A 23,299-nucleotide genomic window follows, 5' to 3' on the forward strand; every position below is an offset into this window, starting at 1 on the left:
CGTCAGCGGCAGAACCGGCACCAAAGGTGTGCCGCGCGGCGAGCGCGAGCAGCTCATCATCGAGGCGGCGATCGCCGAATTCAGCCGGGCTACCTACGCAGGTGCGTCCCTGGCTGCCATCGCCGCCCAGGCCGACGTCTCCAAGACGCTCATCATCAGCTATTTCGGGTCCAAAGAGGCCGTCTACGCAGCGTGCGTCACCAGGATCGGAAACCAGATCGAGCAGGCGGTCGCCGCCGCGCTCAAGTCCCCTGATCACCTGGCGGGGGCCGGTGCCGCCGCCGGTGAGCCGGTGCTGGCGGCGATCTTCACGACGTTCGAAGGGCACCCGGGCGACTGGCATGTGCTGTTCGACCGGTCGGTCCCCCACGGTCCGGCGCGGGACGCGGCGCGGGAGCAGCGGACGATCTTGCGTGAGCAGGCCTTCGCGGGAGTGTCGCGGTCGCTCGGGGGCGTCGGCCTGACGGATCCCGTCGATCTGGTCGCCGCCACCGGCGTGTGGGAGCACATGGTGTCTGCGCTGATGCTCTTCTGGCGTAAGCATCCCGAGGAGCCCGCCGCGGCGATGGTGGCCCGGGCCCACCGGGTTCTGGCGGCCATGGCCGGGCACACGTTGGAAGGTGCGACGGACTAGGTGTTCTTCACAGGCAGGTTGTGAACGCGTAGGCGGTCGATGGGTGTCTTGCCTTTGATGCCGCTGTGGGGTCGATGGTGATTGTAGTGATGCAGCCAGTGGGGATAGGTCACGGCGCGTTCGTCCTCTGATAGGTAGGTGCGTGCGTAGGCCCATTCGGTGGCCAGGGTCCGGTTGAATCGTTCGACCTTGCCGTTGGTTTGGGGACGGTACGGCCGGGTCTTCTTGTGGCTGATGCCATCGCCGAGCGCGGTAGCGAAAACCTTTGACCGATAGCATGATCCGTTATCGGTCAGCACCCGCTTAACAGTGATGCCGTAACCATTGAAGTAGGCGTTGGCCCGGACCCAGAAATCGGCGGCGGTCTGTTTGCGCTCATCGCCGAGGATCTCCGAGTACGCCAACCGCGAGTGGTCATCAACGGCATGGTGCAGGTAGGCGTAGCCGGCCCCGCTGCGGTTGCGCCGTCCGGCTTGGCGCCCGAGTTTGCGATGCCCACCGCCGTCGGGGATGCGACCGAGCTTTTTGATGTCGACGTGGACCAGGTCTCCGGGCGCGGGATGCTCGTAGCGGTGAGGTTTGGGTCGGCGCACGACCAACCCGGTGTTCTGGTCCAGATCACGCAGCAGCGGCATCCGGTAGCGGCGCAGGACCGCCTCCACAGTCGAGCGGGGCAGCCGTAGGTGCGCCGCGATGCGGTGCGGGCCCCAGCGACGGGTGAAGCGCACCTTGATGATCCGGCGCTCGCGACGCTGCGCCAGGCGCCGCGGGCTACGGTGCGGGCGGCTGGAGCGATCGGCCATCGCCTGCTTACCTCCAGCGCGGTAGCGATCGGCCCATTTCTTGGCCGTGGCCCTCGAACACTGGAATCGCTCGGCAGCACGAGCCAGCGGCCATCGGTCATCAACAACACACTGAGCCAGAGCCAAACGGCCACGCGGAGTCAGGAAGGCATTACGGTGAGACACGAGGACCTCTCGGTGATCGATGTGTGTGTGGTAACCACAGCGATACCGGAGGTCCTCACCTATTTCCGCTCACCACGCCGTTCACAACCTGTCCAAGAGTTACAACTAGGGCAGGATGCGTCCGGCGATGCCATCCGCCAAGAGCCTGCGGGGCGGCTCGGTTCTGTCGAGGAGCCGGGTGATGCGTTTGAACCAACGGCGAGGCCGAGAAGCCGATAGTGGTTCAGCGTCAAAGGGTCAGGCAGGGCTCGGCACCGTCGTACACCCCGCGGCGGTAGGCGTCGATGCGTTCGGTTCCTTGGCCGTGGTGCTCGACATCACCGCCGTCGGTGCGGTAGAGCAGCAGGGCGGCGACGGCCTTGTCCAAGTCGCCTGGTGAGAGGCTGTACCTGCTGTTGGGGCGGTTGTGCAGCAGGATGCTGGCAGCCCAGGAACCGGCCAAACAGTCCGCGCGCAGCGAGGTCTGCTTCTTGTCCGCGGGTTGACCCATTCGCATCAGGGCGGCCAGCCCGTACTGTGTCGCGATGAGCGTCGCCACTGAGAAATCGCCGCCGCTGTCATAAATGTCGGGCATCGTCTTGACGTTGTCGAAGCCGACATAGTCGTCGTCCACGCAGTAGTACAGCACCGAGCCCTTCATCGACTTGCCGCCGCAGTCGGGCGCCTTGTCGGGATCGATCTTGCGCGGCGCCGCGAGCGGAGTCCAGTCGTATTTGCCACCGGTCAGCTCGGGGATCAACTGCGTGAAGTAATCCTCGAGATCCGCTGGGACGCCCGCGATTATCGCGTCATACGGGGCATCGCCCCCGGACGCCTGGTCGGCGGCATCGTTGAACGGCAGCTCTACCACCACCGGGTTGCCGTTGCGGTAATCGGCGCAGGCCTTCGGTCCGTTGTCGAACCCGGTGCGGAACGAGTTCACTCGATCGAACCCACTGCCGTGTGCACTCAGATCATGTTTGGCGGTACCCGGCTCATCGCGCAGGAACAGGAAACCGGCGAGCGCGTTGTCCATATCGTCGGCGCTGGGGTTGAAGGTGTCTTTGGCGTGTGCGGCCCAGGCTCCGGCAAAACAGTCGGCCTGAATCTCCTTGGTCACGGTCTCGCCCTGAAAGTTGGACCGCGCCTGGATGGCGTGGCCCCACTCATGAGCCAACACAACCGGAATAACGAAGTCGCCGAAGCGTTTTCGCAAGCTGGGCAGCAGTCCCTCGGCATCCCAGGCGACATCGTCGGCCTTGGCGCAGTAGAACGCGTTGCCGGCGATGTCATCTGGCGACTCGGCACAAGGCGCCAGAGTCCCCTTCGACGGGTACACGGCGTAGAAGCCGCCCTTGACCGGCGTGTAGTCCTTCTCGTAGAGCTTGGGAAACTCGTTCTGCCAATACGCCTGGATGTCGCCGATGGCTTGGGCGACGATCTTGTTCACGGGATCCGAGGTGTCGCCGTGAATCTCGGCAGGCGGGGCCATCGGCTTCGTCGACGATGCCGATGCCTGCGGCTTCAGTTGTTTCTCGCCGCAGCCGGCAACAGCCAGGGCGCAGACGGCCAGTAGTGCACAGGCCCGCCGGAGGGCCCGGTGGATTCCCATCCGCTACGACTTGGGCTTGTCGTCGACCTTGAACCCGTAGTTCACGTCGGAGCCGTCGACATTGTTGACGGTGACCGTGACGCCGTAGGTCTGGCCACTGTCCTTGAGCTCGCAACGAAGCGTGGCGCCGGTCGTACCCTTCAGGTTGTCCGGGCACGTCACGGATTCGGGTTTGGTCCCGAACTGCTGGCCCAGCTGGTCGCTGATCTGGCTGGCGACCTGCGCCTTGTCGATGGTCTGAACCATGTCGAACTTCACCTGGTCACCCTCGATGCTGGTGACCGTGACGTTGACGGTGCTGGTCTTGTCGCCGACCTTCATGGTGCAGTTGGTTTCGGCGCCCTTCTGGCCCGCGAGATCTTCGGGGCAGGTCACCGAGTCCGCCTTCTTGCCGTCGGCGCCTGTCATCTTGGTGACGATCTGGCTCTCGACGTCCTTCTTGCTCACCGACGGCGTCCCGCTGGAGCAGGCCGCAGCGCCGAACACGGCAACCGTGATCGCAGACGCCAGAACGAGCCTCTGACACGTTGTGTTGGTCATGTCGCCAACCCCTTCCAAGTTCGGGCGCCAACCACCGGCGCCGCACCTCTCAAGCCGGACGGCAAAAGTTAGCGCCGTGTTGTTGGAATCCGGTTGGAAGCTCACTCAGGTCGGGTTGGTGGCGTCGGCTTTCCAACCACCTGGCGTGCCGGATTCAACGGAATTCCAATCCGCCGTCCATATCGTGACGCCGAGGACGTGACCGACGTCCCCGTCTACCCCTGAGGAGTCACGATGCAGATGTCGCATCGACCTGCCATCGCCGTCGCCGCCGCGGTGTGCCTGAGTATCACGCTGGGCGCCTGTGGCGGTGACAAGGACAAGGGTTCGAGCAGCAGCTCCAGCACGTCCAGTTCGAGCAGCAGCAGTAGCTCCAGTTCGTCGTCGGTAAAGGCAGCGCCCAAGCTCAAGCCCCGCAAGGTGCCTGACGCCACACCAGGTTCTGCGAATCCGACCATCGCCGACTACATCACGCAGCAGAAGATCCAGGAGACGCCGATTCACCGGACGGATGCGGGCGCCCCGAAGGTCGAGATCCAGTTCCCCGACGGCTGGCAGAACGCAGGGGACGACACCCCGGATTACGCCTACGGCGCCATCGTCTACAGCGGACCCGGCGCCGACAATCTGGCCTACACGCCGAACATCATTGCGCTGGTGTCCCGGCTGGACGGCCCGGTGGATCCGGACAAGCTCCTGTCGCTGGCGGGCGGGGAGGCGAAGAACCTGCCAGGTTTCTCATCGGCGGGTGAGGAACCGGGCACCTCAGCGGGATTCCCGGCGTTCCGGATCGCCGGTACCTACGACATGCCCAGCGGCAAGGCCGCATTCGGCCAGGAGACCGTCGTCTTCAAGGGCAATGACGGGCTCTATGTCCTGCAGATGAACGCGACCAGTGATGAAGCCCAGGGTCAAGAGCTGTTCCAGGCGCTGGACTCCATCGACAAATCTCTCGCCATCACCCAGTAGATGACGACAGCGCCACCACGGACCAAGGCGTATCTACTCAAGAGCAAAGCCAACACCTGGTGGGTGAACGTCGAGTTGGAACTGACGGATACCCGCGTGCGGTGCCTTGCGTCCGAATATGCGAAATGGGTCGATGAGGAATTGGGCCTCACCGATTACCAGGCGAAGCTGTCCGCGGGAGAGGAGGTCGTGATCTTCGACTTCCCGCGGAACGCTCTGAATCTCAAGTGGCTCCGACAGTTCTACCGCGGTGGCTGCGAGGTGAGTCATGGCGATTCGCGCAAATGGCTTGTCTCACTGGTGTATCCATCGGGATTCGGCAGCGTGCTCGACCTGATGACGGACCGGGCCATCTGGCGTCAGTGGCGAGAAGCGTTGCCGGACAGCACGGTAAAGACCTGATCTCACACGGACTGGATCGACAGCGAGGCCAGTCGCTCGCCGATCATCTGGTTGTACGCACGTTCACCGGTGGCATCGGCGAGGCGGCAGGCCTGCTGTAGCCAATCGCGGGCGGCTTCGGTCCGGCCGTGATGCAGTTCGATGTCCGACAGCAGACTCAGGAAGATGGTGTTCATCGCTGTCGTCCCGTCGGACGTGTACAGCTGAAACGCCTGCCGCGCGACGTCGGGGTCGATATCCCCGCCGCTGAGGGTCTGGGCCCATACGCTGATGATGCGGGCTGTCGCCGCCCACTGCTGGCCGCCTGCCGCACAGAATTCGGCGTCGACCTGGTCGGCCAGTTCGGCGGTGCCGTCGACGACGCCGAGGATGGCAGCGCATTCGACATACGTCAGCTTGGCCGCCAGGATGTTGAAGACATCCCCCCGGCTCTGCGCGAGATGCAGTGCGCGACGATGATATTCGCGCATCGCATCCTGATCCCCGCGCACCGCCTCGGCCAGCGCCATCCAGCAGTACACGCGCGGATGGAAGAAATGAAGGGGATCGGTCACCGTCTCGGGCGGCGGGAAGTTGGTCATCATGTGATGACCGGTGGCGATCAACAGGTCGGTCTCACCGCGCAGCGAGTACACCATGATGTGCGCGAAGTCGTTGACGACGCCGATTACCGGATCTCCGGACTTGTCGTACTGGTCCTGCAGGCCGTTGGCGATGATCTCGGCCTCGTCGATGCGCCCGTGGCAGCACAGCATGAGGCATTGCATGGCGATGGCGCCGTAGAAGCTGCGCCCCTTGACCTCCTGCCCGATCTCGAAGGCGCGCTGGACCGCCGCGGTGGCGGACTTGCTGGCCTGCCCTTCGAGGATTCCGCGTGCGCCCGCCAGATGCAGCCACAGCGTGGCCTGCCGGTCCAGGTGTTCGGGCTTGGCCGGTAGCCGTTCGCAGATCTGCAGTGCATGTTCGGCCAACCCGGCGACGTCGTGGTACGCCGAACGATTCAGTGCCCGGGGAATCGACGTCTCCAGAATGCTGAGCGCGACGTCAGGATTCAGTTCGGCGCCGGCGCGCCAGGCGTGGTCGGCGGCCGCGATCACGAGTTCGTAGGCGGCGGTGGCGAGCGTCGGAGTCCTGGTGGTGGCGATGGCCGCGTGGACGCTGGTGCGGTCGGTGGTGGCCAGTTGCGCGATGAGCGCGTCGCGGACCAGCCCGTGGCTGAACCGATAGGCACCCGGCCGCTCGGGCAATTCGTCGAGCAGTCCCGTCTCGTACGCCGGCCGAAGCCGGCTCTGCACCGTCGAGATCGACAGGTCGACGATGTCGGCCAGGTCCGCGACACCGAATTCGGGCCCGACGACGGCGGCGGCGCTGAGCACGCGACGGCTCGGCCGATCCAGCACGCTGAGCCGGCGGCCGACGACGCCGACGACGGCATCCGACAGTGCCGGGTGGTCGCGTTGCGGCGCTCCATCCGTGCCGAGAGTGCGGGCGAGTTCCTTGATGTAGAACGGGTTTCCACCGGCTTGCTGCCACACTTCGTCGGAGACTGCAGGCGGGATTTCACGGCCGGCGACGGCGTCGATCAAGTGCGCGGCGGAGGTCGAGTCGATGCCGTCGAGGTGCATCGTGACTGCGTCGTTGGAACGGACGAGGCGTTCGAAGGCCGACCGGTTCATCGGACGGTCGGCGCCGAAGAACGTCCAGTTTCCGACTATCTGGATCGGCAGACGCGGGAACTCCCCGGCGAGCAGAACCAGTGTGTTGAGCGACGCCGGGTCCGCCCGCTGCAGGTCGTCGATGACGAGCAGCAGGGGCTTGATGGCGGAGAGCGCCCGCAGCGCCGTCACGATTCGTTCCACGAGCGTGAAACCCGTTGGGGCGAAGCGGCTGGCCGAGGCCAGGTCGTCGTCGCCGTGCCATTCCGGCACAAGTGCGGTGACGACGCCGGGCGCCTCGTGTAGCACGGCCCGCCGCGCTTCCGGTCCCAGTTCGGTGCCGAGCTGGCGCAGCAACTGGATCCACGTCCACAACAGGGGCAGTTTGACGCTGCTCGGATGGCTCGCCCACGCTACCGTCAGCCCTGAAGCAGCCGCGCGGTCGACGGTCGCCTGCGCCAAGGACGTTTTGCCGATTCCGGCGTCGCCCGTCACCAGCGTGAGACCACCGGCGCCGGACTGCCCACGACGTATCGCGGCCGCGACGCTGCCGAGTTCGGCGTCGCGGCCGAAGAACGGTGGCGGAGCGGCGGTGTCGGGAGACAGATCGGGCACGTGCGGTGTTGGCGCGACATTCAGTTCGGGAGCGCCGTCGCGGATCTTCTCGAAGAGGGTCTGTAGGCCTTCGCCGGGCCGAGTGCCGATTTCGCGATCCAGCGTGGTGCAGGCTCGTTCGAACGCCTGGATCGCATCGGCAGTCCGGTTCGCGCGATGCAGCGCGAGCATCAGATGACCCCAGAGTCGTTCCTGGAGAGGGTGTTCTGCCAGCGCACCCTCGATCTCGGGCACCAGCTCACCGCCGCCGCCGAGTTGCAGGGCGGCGTCGAAGCGGGCCTCGATGGCGGTGGAGCGCAGGGCAGAGAAGCGGATGGCCTCAGGGGCGGCGAATTCGTGATAGGCGAACTCGCCGAACGGATCTCCGTGCCATAACGCCAGCGCCTCGGTCAGCATCCCGACAGCCGTCTCGGCGGAGTTCCGGATCAGTGCGCTCCGGCCGCCTGCCACCAGGTCTTCGAAGCTGAACAGATCGACGGTGTCGCCCGGGAGCAGATTCAGCTGGTAGCCGTGCGGATGCGAGGCCAGGCGCTGGTTGTGGACGTCGGCGCGGCGCCCGTCCGGTTCGTTGGCGCCGTCGGCGGCGGGATCGAGGACGCGCCGCAGGTTCGCCATGTACGAACGCACCGAGGCCAGCGCCTTCGCCGGTGGGTCGTCGCCCCAGACCGCGTCGATCAGGCGGTCGATGCTGACCACGGTGCCGTGGTTTGCCAGTAGCACCGCCAGCACACAGCGTTGCTTCGGGCCGCCGAGCGCCGCCGGCGCGCCGTCGGCGCGGGCCATCACTGCACCCGAGAGGAAATATTGCGCCATCTTCCCCGATTCACAGCAAATGTGGAACTGGGGAGACCATACATCTGAGAGTCAGCTGTGACATCCCGGTTAACCTGGCAATTTGCTGAATGCAATCGCCCGATCAGATGATCTGCGGGCCGCGCTTGCGGCTCGCGCGGCTCACGACCGCGAATCCGGTACCGACCAGCAGGAATGGCGCTGCGATGATGCCGAGGAGCGTCGGCAGGAACCACACTTGCCAGTAGGTGTTGATCTGGGCACCGTGCGGGTTGCCGGCGTCGTAACGAATGTCCACATGCTCGCCGACCTGGGCCGGTGGCGGATTGCTGCTCACCGAACTGAGGAAACGAACCGGAACGCCCGCAGCCGTGGTGAATTCCACGCGCGCCCGGTACCGGGGACTGCTACCGCGGCCACTGGGCACCAATTCGATGACGGTGCCCTCGGCGTGACTGTCATCGGAATTGTCGTAGGCCACAAATCCTGCGCTGACACCGGCTGCGACGGCCAACGACAGCCCCAGCGACAGGAACACTTTCGCCAGGACGGGTGCGGCGGATGTCTTGGCGGGGCCGGTGATGCCGAGTTCGGTTGCGGTGGTCTCCGTTGTGCCGCGCGACGCCTGCCGGACGCGGCGCTTGCGTAGCAGCACCACGAGAATCCCGGTGTCCACGATCACGATGACGGCGATCAGCACCACGAGGTATTCGACGCGCATGGCCCCTCCGGAAAGGTCGACACGAAGAGCCTAGGGCGGCGCGATTGGAATCCGGTTGGCTTCGGAGGCCGAAATACGTCTGTGAGGGTTGTGTACGCATATCTCGGGTTCCGCGTACACAACCCTCACAGGATGGGGAGCAGGACGTGCTAGGTCGGCCTAAGCCTCCGTCTGCCCCAGAGTCACCTGCACGGAGCGTTCCGCTCCGGACGGATCGGCGTACGTCACGGTGACGTTGTCGCCGGGCGCCTTGGACCGGATCGCCGCGACGAGCGCTTCGGGACCGTCGATCGGCTGGTTGTCGACCTTGGTGATCACGGCGCCCTTGTCCAGGCCGGCCGCCGCGGCGGGACCGCCGGCGACAACACCCGCCACGGTCGCGCCCTGGGCGTTGTTGTTGGTGGCCAGCTTCACGCCGAGCGAGGCGTGCTGCACGGTGCCGGTCGAAATCAGTTGGTCGGCAATGCGCTTGGCCTGGTCGACCGGGATGGCGAAGCCGAGACCGATCGAACCGGGCTGGGCGCCACCGGAATCCGGGCCGCCACCGAGCGACGCGATCGCCGAGTTCACACCGATCAGGTTGCCGTTCATGTCGACCAGCGCGCCACCGGAGTTGCCGGGGTTGATCGCGGCGTCGGTCTGGATGGCGCTCATCACGGACTGCTGCCCGGTCTGCTCGTCACCGGTACTCACCGGACGGTTCAGCGAGCTGATGATGCCGGTGGTGACGGTGCCCTGCAGACCCAGCGGCGAGCCGATCGCGACGACGTTCTGCCCGACGCGCAGGTCCTTGGACGATCCGATGCTGATCGGGGTCAGGTTGGACACCCCCTGCGCCTTGACGACCGCGATGTCGTCGGCCGGATCGGCGCCGACCACGGTGAACGGCACGGTGCGGCCGTCGGAGAGGGTGACGGTGGCCTTGAGGCCCTGGCTCACTCGGCCCGACGGAGCGGTGGCGGGACCGCCCTGGCTCGGGTCCTGAGCGTCGGGACCGTCCAGTGCACCGCCGGGGAGCTGGCCGAACGGGGACATGCCACGCGGCAGGCGGCCGCCGGGAAGGGATTGAGCCGGCATCGAATCCTGGCCGCCGGCGGCCTGGTTGGCTGCGGCTACGACGTGGTTGTTGGTCAGGATGAGCCCGTCGGCGCTGAGGATGATGCCCGAGCCTTCTTCACTCTGCTGGCCGGACTGGATCTGCAGTTTCACCACGCTCGGCAGCACCTTGGCGGACACCGACTCAACGGACCCGGCCGGCGCGGCCGCGGCCGGCGCCGCGGGCGCCGCCGCCGCGGACGGTATTGGCTGCGAGTGATTTCCGAGCGCAGCGGTGATCGGCGCCCTGGCGTTGGGGGCGGTGTTGCCGTAGTGGTCGACCACGGCCACGGTGCCGGCAGCACCGGCTGCCATGGCCACGGCAGCGATCCCGAACGCCATCAGACCGGACCGTGACCGCTTGGCCGGCCGCGGCGGGACGGGCGCGCCGTAAAACTGCGGGTTCTGCTGCCCGTGCGGTGTCCGCAACGGCTGGGTGTGCGCGTCGGATACGTGGGGGCGCCGGTACCGGTCCTGGCTCCACTGGACGATTTTTTCCTGGTCAGCCGCGTATTGGCGGGACCAGACGTGCTGGTTGTCCGGCTGATCGGTCGGGTGTCTCATTGGCGTTGGCTACTTTCTCGAAACGTCGGTAAGACAGGCGCTTTCGCGCTGGATGTCTCCACGGTGCCGTCGTCAACTGAGGCCCTGCTGAGAAAGTGTTCGGGACAATCCAAGACTTTTAGATCACAAAGAGCGTCAAGGTGAGCCGGCGGCACGGATCCAGGTCAAAGTGTTGCCCCGCCCGACATAGCTCAGCTGCAGCTGCGTGTCGGTCACTTTCAACGGCACGTAGTAGGCGTCAAAGGCCGGCGCTGGACTGTTCCAGTGCAGCCACAACACGCATATGGAGTCATCGGGTAGCTGACCGGAGCCCGGTGTCTGGCCGATGGGTCGCACGCTCCAGGTGCCCGACTCGTCGCCGACTCCGCGGGACCGCAGGGCGCCGTCCAGCGTCAGCGTCGTGGTGGCCGGGTCATTCGGGCTGGTCCAGTCACCGACGAACTGTTGCGCTGTGAAACCGGCGCACGCTGCGTCGGCGCGGATGGTCGTCGCGGTGGTCGCGGCGGTGGCGGCGGCGGCGGTGGTGGCGGTGGTCGCCGTGGTGGTCGTCGGCTGCCCGGTGCCTGTGGTGCAGGCGCTCACCGCCGCGGCCAGGACCGCGACCGTCATCCGTACCGGTGCGGGGTGACTCATGGGTTCAGCGTATGGCGCACCTGGTCCGGCGGCCGCGTAGTTGATCGCAATTCCGTGAATCCCGGCTGAACTTCGGCCCTGATTCCGGTGTCGGGCTCGCGAGACGGACCGTGCTGGGTCACGATCGACGGGTGCGTGCCACCCGACTGACCGCCGCCGGTGAAATCCCGGACACGGGCATCCCTGACGACCTGTCGTCGACCATGACCATCGCCGAGCAATACGACTGGCACCGGCAGTACCTGCGTCGGCACCGCGTATCGCGACGGAATTTCCTGCGTGGATCGGCGGCCGCCGCAGCGGTGGCGGCCCTGGGCCTGGCGCCGTTTGGGCGCCGCGCGTACGCACAGGACGCGCCACTGAGCGTCGCGAACCGTCGGGTCGGCTTCGGCGGCGACGCCGCCAAGCAGCTGAGGCTGGCCGCGCAGCTGTCGCGGAACCCCGGCAGCACCAAGGTGTTCGTCGACCATGGGCCCACCGATCAGCTGGGCGCGACCATGGAGGCCGAGGTACGCAATCTCGTCACCCAGATTCCCACCAGCGACCGCGGCGTCCTGGCGGCTGAACAGTTCTATGCCCACGTTCCGGTCGACGGGTTGTCCGCCGGCACCGCGCACTTCTACCGGTGGCGCACCGAGGACGGATTCGTCAGCGACGTGCGGTCGGCCAGGACGGCGATGCCAAGTGTGCGAAAGGCGTTGGCGCCGTTCCGGTTCACCATGATGGGCGATCAGGGCACTGATGACACCCCGCGCCAGCCGCCCGGGCTCAAGCGCGGCGACTACGACGACAGCTACTACAAGCCGGACAACGAGCCCGACGTCCCGCACACCGCCAACGTGTTCAACCAGATCGTCGCGTCCAACCCCGAATTCCACTTGCTGGCCGGGGATATCGCCTACGCCGATCCGTCGGGCGGCGGCAAGCCGTTGTCGTTCGTGGCTTCGGGCGCCAAACCCGCACCCGGTTTCGACAAGTACAACCCGTTCGTCTGGGACGTCTACCTGGGTTCCATCGAGGCCAGTGCGGCCAGCACGCCGTGGATGTTCGCGACCGGCAACCACGACATGGAGGCCGCGTATCCGAGCAATGGGTACGGCGGCCACCTGGCGCGCATGGACTTTCCGGACAACGGCCCGGCGGCCTGCCCATCGGTGTATTCGTTCACGTACGGCAATGTCGCGGTGCTGTCGCTCGACGCCAACGACGTCAGCTTCGAAATCCGTTCCAACACCGGCTATTCCGACGGTGCCCAGAACTCCTGGGTCGAGCGCACCTTGGCGGCTTACCGGGCCGATCCCAACATCGACTTCGTTGTCTGCTTCTTCCACCACTGCGCCTACTCGACCACCGACTCGCATGCCAGCGACGGCGGCGTGCGGGCGGCCTGGTGCGAGTTGTTCGACCGCTACCAGGTCGATCTGGTGCTGCAGGGACACAACCACGTCTACGAACGCACCGACCCGATTCGCGCCGACCGCCCCACCAAGGTTGCCGGCGACAACTCCATCGTGGAGCCCGAAACCGACGGCACCGTCTACTACACGGTGGGTTGCGCGGGCCGGCCGCGTTACGGCTTCCAGCCGGGTGAGCCGGAAAGCTACCGCGGCCACGAGGTTCCCGACACGTTCGTGCCGAACAGCTATGTCTGGACCGCCGAAGGGAAGAAGAAGGCCGAGGCGGTCGGCTGGTCGCGGGTGCGTTTCCGTAACTACGCCTTCATCCGGGTCGACGTCAGGCCCGGGCAGCTGCTCAGCGAAATGGACGTGACCGCAGTCGACGAACACGGCCGGGAATTCGACAAAGTCACCTATCGTCGCAGGGTGCGCGCATAGCCCACCCCTGGCAGCGGAGGCGGCCGCCTCTTATGGTTAGCCGGTGGATGGGACACCGTTCGGCCGTTACCGGCTGATTGAGCTGCTCGGCCGCGGCGGCATGGGTGAGGTCTGGAAGGCCTACGACACCACCATGAAGCGGGTCGTCGCGATGAAGGTGCTGCCCCCGACGTTCGCGGACGACGAGCAGTACCAGGTGCGTTTCCGCAGGGAGGCGCACGCCGCGGCCGGTCTGGACGAGCCGCACATCGTGCCGATCCACGATTTCGGTGAGATCGACGACCGGCTCTTCGTGACGATGCGGCTGATCGACGGCAAGACCGTCCAGCAGCTGTTGGCCGATGGCCCGCTGACGCCCGACCGCGCCGTCTCGATCACCGAGCAGATCGCCGCCGCGCTCGGCGCCGCGCATGGTGTCGGCCTGGTACACCGCGACGTCAAACCTGCGAACATCCTGGTCACCCCAGACGATTTCGCGTACCTCATCGACTTCGGTATCGCGCGCGCCGCCGACGAGACCAAGCTGACGCACACCGGCGCCACCATCGGCACCGTCGCGTACATGGCGCCCGAGCGCTTCACCAGTGATCGGTGCGACGCCCGGTCCGACATCTATGCGCTGACCTGCGTGCTGCACGAATGTCTCACCGGGGCACCCCCGTTTCCTGGCGACAGCATGGAGCGGCAGATCACCAGCCACCTCTACTCCGATCCGCCGCGGCCTTCGGCGCTGCGGCCGGGGATATCACCGCAGATGGATCACGTCATCGCGTGCGGCATGGCCAAGGATCCCGAAAAGCGTTATGCGACAGCCAAGGATCTGGCGCTCGCCGCCCGGGCCGCGCTGACCGCGCCGCTGCAATCCGGTCAGCCGGTAGCGCCCCCGGCGTGGACCGCCGCACCGGCGCCCTATCCCCCGACGGGGCCCGAGGCCTACCCCGCGCATGCGCACACGCTGTACGCCACCCCGGCCCAGAGCGCGCCCGGTTCCGCCCAGTGGTCGCCACAGATGACGAATGTTCAACCGGCACAATCGTGGTGGCGTAACTCGGCGGTGGTGATCGTCGCGGCGTTGGTCACGGCGATCATCCTCGGTGGTGCCGTCATCGGCTACGTGATGTGGTCCGACAGCGGCTCGGCCGAGCAGCCCATGGCCTCGAATCAGCCCAGTGCACAGCAATTTCCGTCGATGCCCACCGGCACGGGCGGAACAGGCGGGTACCCGAGCGGTGGCATGTCGACGCCCGCCTCTACCGCGGCGTCGACGCCGCCGAGTCAGCTGCAGACCGCCGACGGCCTGACCAACCTCATCGGGACCATCAAGGCGAAGTTCGGCGACACCATGGGTTTCAAGCTCGTGGTTTATCCGGATTACGCGATCATGGACCGCGTCTCTCCCACGAACAAGCACGTCGACCAGAGCTTCATGTACCGCGGCGGAAGCTGGAGCAAGTGGGGTTCGGACACCAGCACCAGCTCGTTCGATGTGCTGGCGGACCTCGGTGCGATCAACGAGCAGGCGGTGGCCGCCACGCTGGCCGGCGCGCCGCAGCAACTGGGCGCCGAGCCCGGGACGTCGACCTACCTGATCATCGAGGGTGAAGAGGGTGGCAACCTGGGCCTGTCGATTCACTCCACCGCGCCAGGGACCGGATACATGCAGGTCAACCCCGACGGGACCGTCAAGGAGATCTACCCACCGTAACGGGCCGCGCTCCCGCCCCACAGTAACGGAGCAATCGCTCTGTTACTGTGGGCCGGTGCCCCGGCCTCGTGTCTACGATCTCGATGCGGTGCTCGACGCTGCCGAATCGCTGGCTGTCGAGGCCGGGCCGGCCGGTGTCACCACCCGTTCGGTGGCCGCCGCGGCCGGGATCTCGAACGGCGCGATCTACCACAACTTCGGCTCGCGCACCGAACTCGTCGCCCGCACCTGGCTGCGGGCCGCACGCCGATTCCTCGCCGTACAAACCGAATTGGTCGATGCCGCCCTGGCCGGCGCGGCCGCCGACCCCGTGGACGCCGTCGTCGCTGCCGCGCAGGCGCCCGCGGTGTTCTACGAACGGCAGCGTCAGTCGGCCCAACTGGTGTGGCGGGTGCAGCGCGACCAGTTGCTCGGCCCTGACCTACCCGCGTCCTTGGCGGCCGCACTCAACGACCTCGACCGTCAGCTGATCGAGCTGATGGTGCGGCTGTCGTCGCACCTATGGGACCGGCGCGACGGCGCCGCGGTCGACGCCATCACCGTCTGCATCGTCGATCTACCGACCGCAATCATCCTGTCCCGCAACAGAATCAGTAACAAATGGGCCCGTGATCGGCTGACCGCAGCCGTCCGCGCCGTCCTTGCCGAGGAACCCACCCCAACCAGGAGGAAACAATCATGACCATCACCGTCACCTACCAGGACAAGATCGCCATCCTCAATCTCGGCGACGACGAGAACCGTTTTTCGCTCGGTTTCCTCGACGACATCAACGGCGCCCTCGACGATCTCGTCGCCGGTGGCGCCCAGGGTCTGGTCACCACCGGCGCCGGCAAGTTCTACTCCAACGGGCTGGACCTCGACTGGCTGATGGCACACGGTGACCAGATGCAGTCGTACGTCGGACGGGTGCACGCGTTGTTCGCGCGCGTGCTGACCCTGCCCATCCCCACGGCCGCCGCGGTCAACGGGCACGCCTTCGGCGCCGGTGCGATGCTCGCGATGGCCCACGACTACCGGACCATGCGTGCCGACCGCGGGTTCTTCTGTTTCCCCGAGGTCGACATCCGGATTCCGTTCACGCCGGGCATGGCGGCACTGATCCAGGCCAAGCTGACACCGCAGGCGGCGATCGCGTCGATGACCACCGGCCGGCGCTTCGGCGGTGACGACGCCGCGAAGTACGGACTGGTGGAGGTCGCGGCGGCCGAGGACGCGGTGGTGCCTGCCGCGGTGGAGCTCGTGATGCCGGTGGCCGGCAAGGATTCGGCGACCATGGCCGCCATCAAGGAGACGATGTTCGGCCCGGCGGTGGCGGCGCTGCGCGCCGAGTAGAGCGCGAACGCCCCGGGCAGCTCGCTGCCGGGTCCGATGGGCAGCTCGCTGCTGGATCCGATGGGCAGCTCGCTGCCGCGGCCTGATAGGCATAAGAGCGTGGGACAGAACGAGCGCAAGAAGATCGTCATGACCGACGACGAGATCGTCGAGTTCATCGATCGCAGCCGAACCGCGACCATGGCCACCGTCCTGGCTGACGGCCGGCCACACCTGGTGGCCATGTGGTTTGCCGTGCTCGACGGCGAAATCTGGTTCGAGACCAAGGCCAAGTCGCAGAAGGCCCTCAACCTGCGCCGGAACCCCACCATCACGGTGATGATCGAGGACGGTGACACGTACGGCACCCTCCGCGGCGTCTCGATCGACGGCACCGCCGAGATCGTCGAGGACGCCGACGCCTGCCTGCGCGTGGGCATCAGCGTGTGGGAGCGCTACACGGGCCCGTACACCGACGAGATGCGCCCGTTCGTCGACCAGATGATGAACAACCGCATCGCGGTGCGCGTGGTGCCGTCGCGGATGCGCAGCTGGGACCACCGCAAGCTCGGTATGCCCGACATGCCGATCAGCGGCTCGACCGCGCAGTACCTGAACCAGGAGTGATCTCGGCGCGCCCCGTATCACTCTCCGATACGGAGCGCGCCCAAATCACTCAGGCCGGGTCGACCAGCGGTGCGTACTCGGGGTGCTTGGCGATGTACCCACTGACCATCGAGCACTGCGGGACGATGCGTAGCCCCGCGGCCCGTGTGGCCTCGAGTGCCTCGGCGACCAGGATCGTCGCCAGCCCGCGACCGCCGTATTCGGGCTGAATCTCGGTGCGCGGGAAGACGCGCCGGCCGTCCCGGTCGAAGTAGTCGATCAGGCCGGCGGTCTTGCCGTCGACGGTGATGGTGAATCGCCCGTCTTCGGCGGTCACAGTGGCAGGCGCTCCGGTTTTGTCGGTGGTACTCATGCCGCCCACGGTAACCCTCGTACGTAAAACCGCTGCCCGCGCTGCCGCCCCCTCAAACGGCAGCGTGGACAGCGGGTACTACGCGACTTCGAGGAAGATGCGGCGCTGACGGCGAACCGGGTAGCCGTTGGCTTCGGCCAGGGACCGCAGCTGCTTCAGCGCGAACGTCCGGCCGCGGCCCTCTTCGGCGGGGATGACGATGCCGGCCCAGAGGCCTTCGGCGCGCGGCAGTTCGACGGCGTCGCGCGCGCAGGCCCAACGCCGCGGGCACTGCCGGCAGAGGCTCTTGGCTTCCTCGCTGGCGATCGTCGTCCATTGCTCCGGGCTCCGGGTGCACTCACCGAGCGGCAGGCCGTCCATGGCAATTGCGGTCATCGGGGTACTCCTTAGCTGTTGCGCTGCGACTGTTCCGTCGCGGTTGAGAGGAATCTATAGCACTAGACCGGAGTAATGCAACAGTTAAACCGTAGCGTTTGGCATATATGCAGGTCAGAGTGCTGTAAGGCCGCGAAAATCATCCGAATGGTCCGGAATAACATTGGTGAAAGTCACTGTTTGGGCAGGGTGTACGGTCTAACTGAAGCGCTTGGAGCCCCACTGATACGGTTCAGTGACCGTCAACGCAATGGTTATGCGGGACCGAACCGGCTAAGCTGTATCGGACTGCTGATGGCGCTCCGGATTTCGTGTTGAGCGCGGGCTGTAATGGGATGGGAGGTGGCCCCGGGTGCCGAACATCGATCCCGATGACGTCACCGAATACATCGCCCTGCCCGCCGTCGATCCCGGGATGGAGCGCGCTGGTGCGGCTGCCGCAGCCCGGCGTCGCGAACTCGACATCAGTCAGCGCAGTCTGGCGGCCGACGGCATCATCAATGCCGGCGCACTGATCTCCTTCGAGAAAGGTCGCAGCTGGCCGCGGGAGAGGACACGGCTGCGCCTCGAAGAAGTACTGCAGTGGCCGCCGGGAACCATCGCCCGGATCCGCAGCGGCGAGCCGGTCCCCACGCAAGCGCAGGTGGCGCTTCAACCACACGGCGCGCCCGCGCCGTCGTTCTCCAACGCGGGCGAGGTCCCGCTGATCGCCCAGGCCGTCGTCGCCGCAGTGAACACCTTGGGTGCCACTGCCGATGCACTGCCGGCGATAGAAGACTCCGAATTCACGCCGTGGGTCACGCAGATCCTGTCCGACCTGCGGCAGCTCGAAGCCGTCGCGGCCAGCGCCGCTCGGCTGGGTCCGGTGTCACCGCCGCTCATCAAGGCACTGGGCCTGGTCCGCGCCCGCATCGACGAACTGACGCTGCTCGGCGCCAAGGCGCCGACCGCGACTCTGGGGCAGCGGCTGTACGCCGCTCGCCGGGGTGCCAACCTGACCATCCAGGAGACGGCCCTCGCGGCCGGCGTGCCCGAGGCCGTCGTGGTCGGTGCCGAAGCCGAAGCGGCAGTATCCGATGAGGACAAGCAGCTCGTCGAAAAGCTACTCGTGCAGCTGGTCTGAACGCGGCGTCAGGACCGCTCGCGGTGCCGGTCGTCGCTGGTTGGGAAGTTCGCGGCCAGCGCGGCAGCGATCTCGATGAACTTGCGTCGCGTAGCGGGCGCCATCTCGCGGGTGCCGGCGATGACGCCGCCCGGCCGCAGGTGCCCGTCGAAGGGAACCTCGACAACGGCTTGACCCTGCCCGGCGAACTGCTGAGCCAGGACCGAGCGGGTGCGCTTGTCGGCATGGCCGTCGGAATCGTTGAGTACCACCACGGTTCGCTGCAGCAGGCCGTTGAGGCCGTGCGCCGCCAGCCAATCCAGCGTCTGCCCGGCGGCCCCGGCGCCGTCGACCCACGGGGAAGACACCACGATGAGCGCGTCCAGATCCCGCAACACCTCCTGCGTGACGGGACTGTCCATCGTGGAGCTGCAATCGATGATCGAGATGGTGAAGTGGCGGTCCAATCGGGCCGCCGCCTCCCGGTAGACGGCGGGATCGAGCACCCGGCGCCGCGCCGGGCTCGCCTCACCGGCCAGCACGAACAGCCCGGCCGCATTGCTGCCCACGCGGTTGCGGATGTCGGCGAAACTCTCGAGATGCTGGTCCGAGGCCAGCTCCCAGTACGAGCTCAGCGCCTTCGGATCGACTCGGCTGCCGAGCTTGCCGAACGCGGTGTCGGCGTCGACGGCCACCACCCGGTCTTCCTGTCGGAGTTCGGCGAACAGCGATCCCAGTGAGGCGGACACCGTCGTCTTGCCGACGCCGCCCTTGCCCATGACGCCGACCTTGTAGTGGCCCGACAAAGCCGACCGGATCCGGTTGATCTGCTGGGCCTCCTGGATCTCGTCGGGTGACGGACCGAGGTTGACCAGGCCGAACGTCGCCTTGAACAGCGTCTTGCGCCAGCCGCGGCCCGGCTCGGGCTTGCGGGGCCGCAGCAGGTCGTCCCGGCGGATGGCGTCGGCGTACGACGCCGGTGCCGCGAACTGACCCTGGGGACGGTGCGGCCACGGCTGATACGGCAGTGGCCCGGGCTGACCGGGGCCGGGCTGCGGTGGGTAGCCGGTCCGGCGCTGCAGCGGTTCGGTGTGCTGCATGCCGGCACTGTTGGGCCCGGCCGGATTCACGCGGGGCCAGGCCGGTGGCGTGTCCACGGGATGTCCGGCAAAAGCGCTGTCCGGGGGGCCCGGCTGCGGTTCGAAGTGGTCAGTCACCGAATACGCGCTTTCTCTCCTGGGTTCGCTCGATGCAGGTGCCAAGACACGGATGCCACCCCAGTATCGACCACTCCGGTGCCGGCGGTGGGATCGCCGGGCCGAATTGCGCCGGCACCCGTTCGGCGGACGGTTCGGCATCACTGCGCGGGGTGGCGTCGATGTGCCTGTCCACCAATGCCTTTCGGCGCAGCGTGCGGGTGTCGGGCCGATGGGCGCCGTCGGCGAATTGGTGCGGATCCGGCCATGAGCCGCTGGTAGGCTCGACGCGGGTTGTGGGGAAGTGCTGTGGGGGTGGTGTGGGGCCGCCCGTGCAGGTCAGATGCCGTGACTCGCGTAGGAGTTTTGGCCATCGGCCTGCCGCCCGTGAGGTGGCGTACCAAGATGGTCACCGAGGACAGCGATGCCCGGCGCCTGGCGGCGGGAACAGGGGGTGGAGCCGAGATGCAGTGGGTGGACACATGCACCGGGCGTGATGCCGGGTCGTCTGGGTCGACGAGGCCGTCGGGGCAGTGGTCGTGACCGGCCCCTATACCGCGGCGAGCACCGCCTCGGGTGGCATCGATGACGTTGTGGCCGTCGAGGTCACCATCGACGGCATGCTGGTCATCGCCGACAAGCTCGGTCTCATGGATTTCCCGACGAGCCTGGGGATCCGGCCGAACATCCCCCAGCTCGACCTTCGAGACAGGGTCTGGGAACAGGTGCGCCGGGACCTGACGGCGCAAGGCGTGCTCGACATCTACGGGAACCCGCATCCGGAAGTGGCCGCGATGGTCGACACCCTGAGCCGTGCCGACCGGACCATCGAGGGCCGCTGGTGGCGCCGCGACGTCGGCGGGAAGATGGTGCGGTTCGTGGTCTGTCGCAAGGGCGAACGACACGTGGTCGCCGCGCGTGACGGCGAGATGCTGGTCGTACAGCGGGTCGCCCCGCAGGTGGGCCTGGCCGGCATGGTCAACGCCGTACTCGGATCGGCCAATCCCGCCAACGTCGAACCCCTGACCGCGTCGACCAGCCGCCTCGGCGATGCCCGCACGCCCGACCAGCTCACCCAGTTCGGTATCAGCCTGAACTCGGCACGGACCTACTCCGAACTCATCGCCAACCCGGACTCGTGGGTCGAACTCACCGCCAACGAGCGGCATGAGGGCGGCACCCACACCGAGGCCGACGTGGCCGCCGGCGTCCTCGACTCCCGGCTGGGCCGCATCGTGTCACTGCCGCGGAAGGTCAGCGGCGAGCTGTACGGCAGCTTCCTCGCCGGCACCGACGAGAACCTGGAGCGCGCGCTCCAAGGGCTGCTGGAGTTCCTGCCGTCGCGTTCGTGGTTCGACACACCCTCCGCGGGTGCTTCCGGCGACGACTACCAGGACTGACGTTGGCGGCCCACCAGAATGACGGGTTCGATGACGACGAATCGGGTGAGCATCCCGACGACGATCTCGGCGGCGGTCTCGAATTCCTCTACGGCGACGACGAGGCCGTCATCCCGGACGCCGTGGCGGCCGAGGGCGGGATGCCCTCCATCGATGAGCCGGTCCAGTTCGGATATACGGTCGCGAACCCGCCGCACACAGTGACGGTCACGGCTCTCATGGACGGCCGGATCCACCGGGTCCGGTTGGCGCCCGGCGCCACCACCATGACGGAAGTCGAACTGGCGCAAGAAATTCTCGTGATCGCCGAGCTGGCCCGCCAGGACGGTCGGTCGGCGCAGTACGAGGTCATGTACTCGGGGCTCGAGGAACTGGGCCACGACCGCGCCGAAGCCAAGGACTTCCTGTCGCGCAGTCTCGACCTGCCGTCGCCCGAAGAGGCTGCTGCGACCCGCGCCCGCATCTTTGCCACCAGATATTCAGGGGATACACATGAGTGACCAACTCGCCGCCATGTTCAACAACGCCGTCGGCATGCTGGATACGGCGCCGGCACGCTCGATGCAGCTGTTCACCGAGATCACCTCGGTGGACGAGACCGCGTGTGACGCCTGGATCGGGCGCATCCGGTGTGGTGACGCGGACCGCACCACGCTGTTCCGTGCGTGGTACTCGCGCGGCAACCTGGGCATGCTCTGTGGACAAGCCGAGGTCTCGCTGGCGCAGGTCAATGCGCGGGTGCGGATCGGCGGCGAGCTCGGCGACATCACCTATCCCGTGAACTCGCCCCTCGCGCTCACCTTGGCGTTCGCGGTCAATGAGGCCTCCGAGGGCAACTACGCCGATGCGCTGGAAGCCGTCGAGAGCGCGGCCGTCGGCGGTTCCGAGCATCTGGTGGCCTGGGTCAAAGCCGTCATTTACACCGGTGCGCAGCGTTGGACCGACGTCATGGAGGTGCTGCGGGGTTCGGAGAGCTGGCCGGACGCCTTCCTCGCCGGTGCGGCGGGGGTGGCCCGCGGGGTGGCCGCGGCCAACCTCGGGCTGTTCACCGAGGCCAAGGACAAGCTGACCGAGGCCAACGAATCGCCGGCGGGGACGGCGTGCGGCCGACCGATCGCCTGGTACCTGGCCATGGCGTTTCGGGATCAGGGCAACGAGGAGGGCGCGCGGCGTCTGCTGGAGTGGTTGCAAGCCAACTTCCCTGAGCCGAAAGTCACTGCGGCGCTTCGCGATCCGAACTACCGGCTGCAAACCACGACATCGGAGAAGATCGCTGCCCGCTCCGACAAGTGGGATCCGAACAGTGTCGTGGCCGACACTTCGGCGCGCGACAAGATGCTCAGCGATGCGCAGGCCGAACTGGACCGGCAGATCGGCCTGGCCAAGGTCAAGGAGCAGATCGAGACCTACCGCGCCGCAACGCAAATGGCGAAGATCCGGGCTGCGCGTGGGATGAAGGTCGCGCAGCAGTCCAAGCACATGATCTTCACCGGGCCACCGGGAACCGGCAAGACCACCATCGCCCGGGTGGTCGCGAACATCCTGGCCGGCCTCGGCGTCATCACCGAGCCCAAGCTGATCGAGACGTCCCGCAAAGACTTCGTCGGTGAGTACCTGGGCCACACGGCGGTGAAGACGTCGAAGGTCATCGACCGAGCGCTCGGCGGCGTGCTCTTCATCGACGAGGCCTACACCCTCATCCAGGACGGCCTACAGGGCGGTGACGCCTTCGGTTCCGAGGCCATCGACACCCTGCTGGCCCGCATGGAGAACGACCGGGACCGACTGGTCGTCATCATCGCGGGGTACAGCTCGGACATCGACCGGCTGCTCGAAGCCAATGACGGTCTGCGATCCCGGTTCGCGACCCGCATCGAGTTCGAGTCGTACTCCCCCGAAGAGATCGTCGAAATCGCGAAAGTCATTGCCAAAAACAATGATTCACTGATCAACGACGAAGCCGCCAAGCAGGTCCTGGAAGCGGCGACCACGCTGTACCAGCACGAACTGAACGGCAAGCCGGCCATCGACATCGCGGGTAACGGCCGCTACGCGCGCCAGCTGGTCGAGGCCGGCGAGCAGGCCCGCGACATGCGCCTGGCGCGGTCGATGGACATCGAGAGCCTGAGTGTCGAAGCGCTGGGCGAGATCATCGGCGACGACATGGCTTCCGCGATCAGCGGGGTGCACCGGCGACTGAACATCGGCGAATAA

Annotated in this window: 22 protein-coding genes; 12 read left to right on the plus strand and 10 right to left on the minus strand. The window is 66.8% G+C overall.

The features are described from left to right. The first annotated feature begins 28 nt into the window (after positions 1-28). Positions 29-634, plus strand: a complete 606-nt coding sequence (locus ACX12F_RS00295; protein ID WP_459370560.1) for a TetR/AcrR family transcriptional regulator — start codon at positions 29-31, stop codon at positions 632-634. Here ACX12F_RS00295 and ACX12F_RS00300 read toward each other — a convergent pair. The 3 genes from ACX12F_RS00300 to ACX12F_RS00310 all read right to left on the minus strand — a co-directional run bounded on the left by ACX12F_RS00300 (position 631) and on the right by ACX12F_RS00310 (position 3,733). Beyond that, complete coding sequence (locus tag ACX12F_RS00300; RefSeq protein WP_459367750.1) at positions 631-1,602, minus strand: IS481 family transposase; 972 nt, start codon at positions 1,600-1,602, stop codon at positions 631-633. The genes ACX12F_RS00295 and ACX12F_RS00300 overlap by 4 nt on opposite strands. Before the next feature lie 229 nt (positions 1,603-1,831). Next, positions 1,832-3,193, minus strand: coding sequence for a neutral zinc metallopeptidase (locus ACX12F_RS00305; protein WP_459367751.1), 1,362 nt, complete (start codon positions 3,191-3,193; stop codon positions 1,832-1,834). Positions 3,194-3,196: 3 nt separating this feature from the next. Beyond that, positions 3,197-3,733, minus strand: coding sequence for an anti-apoptotic protein (locus ACX12F_RS00310; RefSeq protein WP_459367752.1), 537 nt, complete (start codon positions 3,731-3,733; stop codon positions 3,197-3,199). 240 nt (positions 3,734-3,973) lie between these two features. On the opposite strand from ACX12F_RS00310, the gene ACX12F_RS00315 reads away from it, so the two are divergent. Together ACX12F_RS00315 and ACX12F_RS00320 are read left to right on the plus strand one after the other, a co-directional pair. Then, complete coding sequence (locus tag ACX12F_RS00315) at positions 3,974-4,702, plus strand: LpqN/LpqT family lipoprotein (RefSeq protein WP_459367753.1); 729 nt, start codon at positions 3,974-3,976, stop codon at positions 4,700-4,702. Next, positions 4,703-5,104 (plus strand): hypothetical protein, encoded by a 402-nt coding sequence (locus tag ACX12F_RS00320; protein ID WP_459367754.1) that lies wholly within the window; start codon positions 4,703-4,705, stop codon positions 5,102-5,104. Positions 5,105-5,106: 2 nt separating this feature from the next. Here ACX12F_RS00320 and ACX12F_RS00325 read toward each other — a convergent pair whose 3' ends face one another. From ACX12F_RS00325 to ACX12F_RS00340, 4 genes are all read right to left on the minus strand, one after another. Further along, positions 5,107-8,187 carry an ATP-binding protein gene (locus ACX12F_RS00325; RefSeq protein ID WP_459367755.1) on the minus strand — a complete coding sequence of 1,027 codons (3,081 nt, stop codon included), beginning with the start codon at positions 8,185-8,187 and terminating at the stop codon, positions 5,107-5,109. A 103-nt stretch (positions 8,188-8,290) separates the two neighbouring features. Further along, a complete protein-coding gene (locus ACX12F_RS00330; RefSeq protein ID WP_459367756.1) occupies positions 8,291-8,887 on the minus strand; it encodes a DUF3592 domain-containing protein in 597 nt (198 codons plus the stop codon). A gap of 159 nt (positions 8,888-9,046) precedes the next feature. Continuing rightward, positions 9,047-10,324, minus strand: a complete 1,278-nt coding sequence (locus ACX12F_RS00335; protein WP_459370561.1) for a S1C family serine protease — start codon at positions 10,322-10,324, stop codon at positions 9,047-9,049. 357 nt (positions 10,325-10,681) lie between these two features. Next, the gene (locus ACX12F_RS00340) at positions 10,682-11,179 is read right to left on the minus strand and encodes a hypothetical protein (protein ID WP_459367757.1); all 498 of its coding nucleotides are present in this window, start codon (positions 11,177-11,179) and stop codon (positions 10,682-10,684) included. Positions 11,180-11,382: 203 nt separating this feature from the next. On the opposite strand from ACX12F_RS00340, the gene ACX12F_RS00345 reads away from it, so the two are divergent. From ACX12F_RS00345 to ACX12F_RS00365, 5 genes are all read left to right on the plus strand, one after another. Further along, entirely contained in the window at positions 11,383-13,014 is a 1,632-nt protein-coding gene (locus ACX12F_RS00345) for a metallophosphoesterase (RefSeq protein WP_459370562.1), read from the plus strand. A 43-nt stretch (positions 13,015-13,057) separates the two neighbouring features. Further along, positions 13,058-14,719 (plus strand): serine/threonine-protein kinase, encoded by a 1,662-nt coding sequence (locus ACX12F_RS00350; protein ID WP_459367758.1) that lies wholly within the window; start codon positions 13,058-13,060, stop codon positions 14,717-14,719. 55 nt (positions 14,720-14,774) lie between these two features. Continuing rightward, positions 14,775-15,401, plus strand: a complete 627-nt coding sequence (locus tag ACX12F_RS00355) for a TetR family transcriptional regulator (RefSeq protein ID WP_459367759.1) — start codon at positions 14,775-14,777, stop codon at positions 15,399-15,401. Beyond that, positions 15,398-16,054, plus strand: a complete 657-nt coding sequence (locus ACX12F_RS00360) for an enoyl-CoA hydratase-related protein (protein WP_459367760.1) — start codon at positions 15,398-15,400, stop codon at positions 16,052-16,054. The genes ACX12F_RS00355 and ACX12F_RS00360 overlap by 4 nt, the downstream gene beginning before the upstream one ends. 99 nt (positions 16,055-16,153) lie before the next feature. Further along, positions 16,154-16,660, plus strand: coding sequence for a pyridoxamine 5'-phosphate oxidase family protein (locus ACX12F_RS00365; RefSeq protein ID WP_459367761.1), 507 nt, complete (start codon positions 16,154-16,156; stop codon positions 16,658-16,660). Between the two features lie 49 nt (positions 16,661-16,709). On the opposite strand, the gene ACX12F_RS00370 is transcribed toward ACX12F_RS00365, so the two are convergent. Both ACX12F_RS00370 and ACX12F_RS00375 read right to left on the minus strand, forming a co-directional pair. Beyond that, a complete protein-coding gene (locus ACX12F_RS00370) occupies positions 16,710-17,012 on the minus strand; it encodes a GNAT family N-acetyltransferase (protein ID WP_459367762.1) in 303 nt (100 codons plus the stop codon). Positions 17,013-17,090: 78 nt separating this feature from the next. Further along, positions 17,091-17,387: a WhiB family transcriptional regulator gene (locus ACX12F_RS00375; protein ID WP_029104857.1), complete on the minus strand. Its 297-nt coding sequence runs from the start codon at positions 17,385-17,387 to the stop codon at positions 17,091-17,093. A 415-nt stretch (positions 17,388-17,802) separates the two neighbouring features. Here ACX12F_RS00375 and ACX12F_RS00380 point away from each other — a divergent pair, with 415 nt between their 5' ends. Next, positions 17,803-18,510 carry a transcriptional regulator gene (locus tag ACX12F_RS00380; protein ID WP_459370563.1) on the plus strand — a complete coding sequence of 236 codons (708 nt, stop codon included), beginning with the start codon at positions 17,803-17,805 and terminating at the stop codon, positions 18,508-18,510. Between the two features lie 8 nt (positions 18,511-18,518). Here ACX12F_RS00380 and ACX12F_RS00385 read toward each other — a convergent pair whose 3' ends face one another. Continuing rightward, on the minus strand, positions 18,519-19,847 hold the full coding sequence (locus tag ACX12F_RS00385; RefSeq protein ID WP_459367763.1) for a MinD/ParA family ATP-binding protein: 1,329 nt from the start codon (positions 19,845-19,847) through the stop codon (positions 18,519-18,521). A gap of 377 nt (positions 19,848-20,224) precedes the next feature. On the opposite strand from ACX12F_RS00385, the gene ACX12F_RS00390 reads away from it, so the two are divergent. The 3 genes from ACX12F_RS00390 to eccA are packed head-to-tail and all read left to right on the plus strand — an operon-like array spanning position 20,225 to position 23,299. Then, positions 20,225-21,085: an ESX secretion-associated protein EspG gene (locus ACX12F_RS00390; RefSeq protein WP_459367764.1), complete on the plus strand. Its 861-nt coding sequence runs from the start codon at positions 20,225-20,227 to the stop codon at positions 21,083-21,085. A 2-nt stretch (positions 21,086-21,087) separates the two neighbouring features. After that, the gene (locus ACX12F_RS00395) at positions 21,088-21,585 is read left to right on the plus strand and encodes a hypothetical protein (protein WP_459367765.1); all 498 of its coding nucleotides are present in this window, start codon (positions 21,088-21,090) and stop codon (positions 21,583-21,585) included. Next, a complete protein-coding gene (gene eccA / locus ACX12F_RS00400; protein ID WP_459367766.1) occupies positions 21,578-23,299 on the plus strand; it encodes a type VII secretion AAA-ATPase EccA in 1,722 nt (573 codons plus the stop codon). Before ACX12F_RS00395 ends, eccA begins: the two co-directional genes overlap by 8 nt.

It is taken from the genome of Mycolicibacterium sp. HS_4_1 (genome assembly GCF_054515875.1).

Excerpts from the sequence above, each read along its gene's own strand:
- ACX12F_RS00325 (WP_459367755.1), bottom strand. The coding sequence starts at position 8,187 with ATGGCGCAATATTTCCTCTCGGGTGCAGTGATGGCCCGCGCCGACGGC.
- ACX12F_RS00320 (WP_459367754.1), top strand. The coding sequence starts at position 4,703 with ATGACGACAGCGCCACCACGGACCAAGGCGTATCTACTCAAGAGCAAA.
- ACX12F_RS00305 (WP_459367751.1), bottom strand. The coding sequence starts at position 3,193 with ATGGGAATCCACCGGGCCCTCCGGCGGGCCTGTGCACTACTGGCCGTC.
- ACX12F_RS00340 (WP_459367757.1), bottom strand. The coding sequence starts at position 11,179 with ATGAGTCACCCCGCACCGGTACGGATGACGGTCGCGGTCCTGGCCGCG.
- ACX12F_RS00370 (WP_459367762.1), bottom strand. The coding sequence starts at position 17,012 with ATGAGTACCACCGACAAAACCGGAGCGCCTGCCACTGTGACCGCCGAA.
- ACX12F_RS00330 (WP_459367756.1), bottom strand. The coding sequence starts at position 8,887 with ATGCGCGTCGAATACCTCGTGGTGCTGATCGCCGTCATCGTGATCGTG.
- ACX12F_RS00375 (WP_029104857.1), bottom strand. The coding sequence starts at position 17,387 with ATGACCGCAATTGCCATGGACGGCCTGCCGCTCGGTGAGTGCACCCGG.
- eccA (WP_459367766.1), top strand. The coding sequence starts at position 21,578 with ATGAGTGACCAACTCGCCGCCATGTTCAACAACGCCGTCGGCATGCTG.
- ACX12F_RS00345 (WP_459370562.1), top strand. The coding sequence starts at position 11,383 with ATGACCATCGCCGAGCAATACGACTGGCACCGGCAGTACCTGCGTCGG.
- ACX12F_RS00360 (WP_459367760.1), top strand. The coding sequence starts at position 15,398 with ATGACCATCACCGTCACCTACCAGGACAAGATCGCCATCCTCAATCTC.
- ACX12F_RS00380 (WP_459370563.1), top strand. The coding sequence starts at position 17,803 with ATGGAGCGCGCTGGTGCGGCTGCCGCAGCCCGGCGTCGCGAACTCGAC.
- ACX12F_RS00315 (WP_459367753.1), top strand. The coding sequence starts at position 3,974 with ATGTCGCATCGACCTGCCATCGCCGTCGCCGCCGCGGTGTGCCTGAGT.
- ACX12F_RS00385 (WP_459367763.1), bottom strand. The coding sequence starts at position 19,847 with ATGCCGAACCGTCCGCCGAACGGGTGCCGGCGCAATTCGGCCCGGCGA.
- ACX12F_RS00310 (WP_459367752.1), bottom strand. The coding sequence starts at position 3,733 with ATGACCAACACAACGTGTCAGAGGCTCGTTCTGGCGTCTGCGATCACG.
- ACX12F_RS00335 (WP_459370561.1), bottom strand. The coding sequence starts at position 10,324 with ATGGCGTTCGGGATCGCTGCCGTGGCCATGGCAGCCGGTGCTGCCGGC.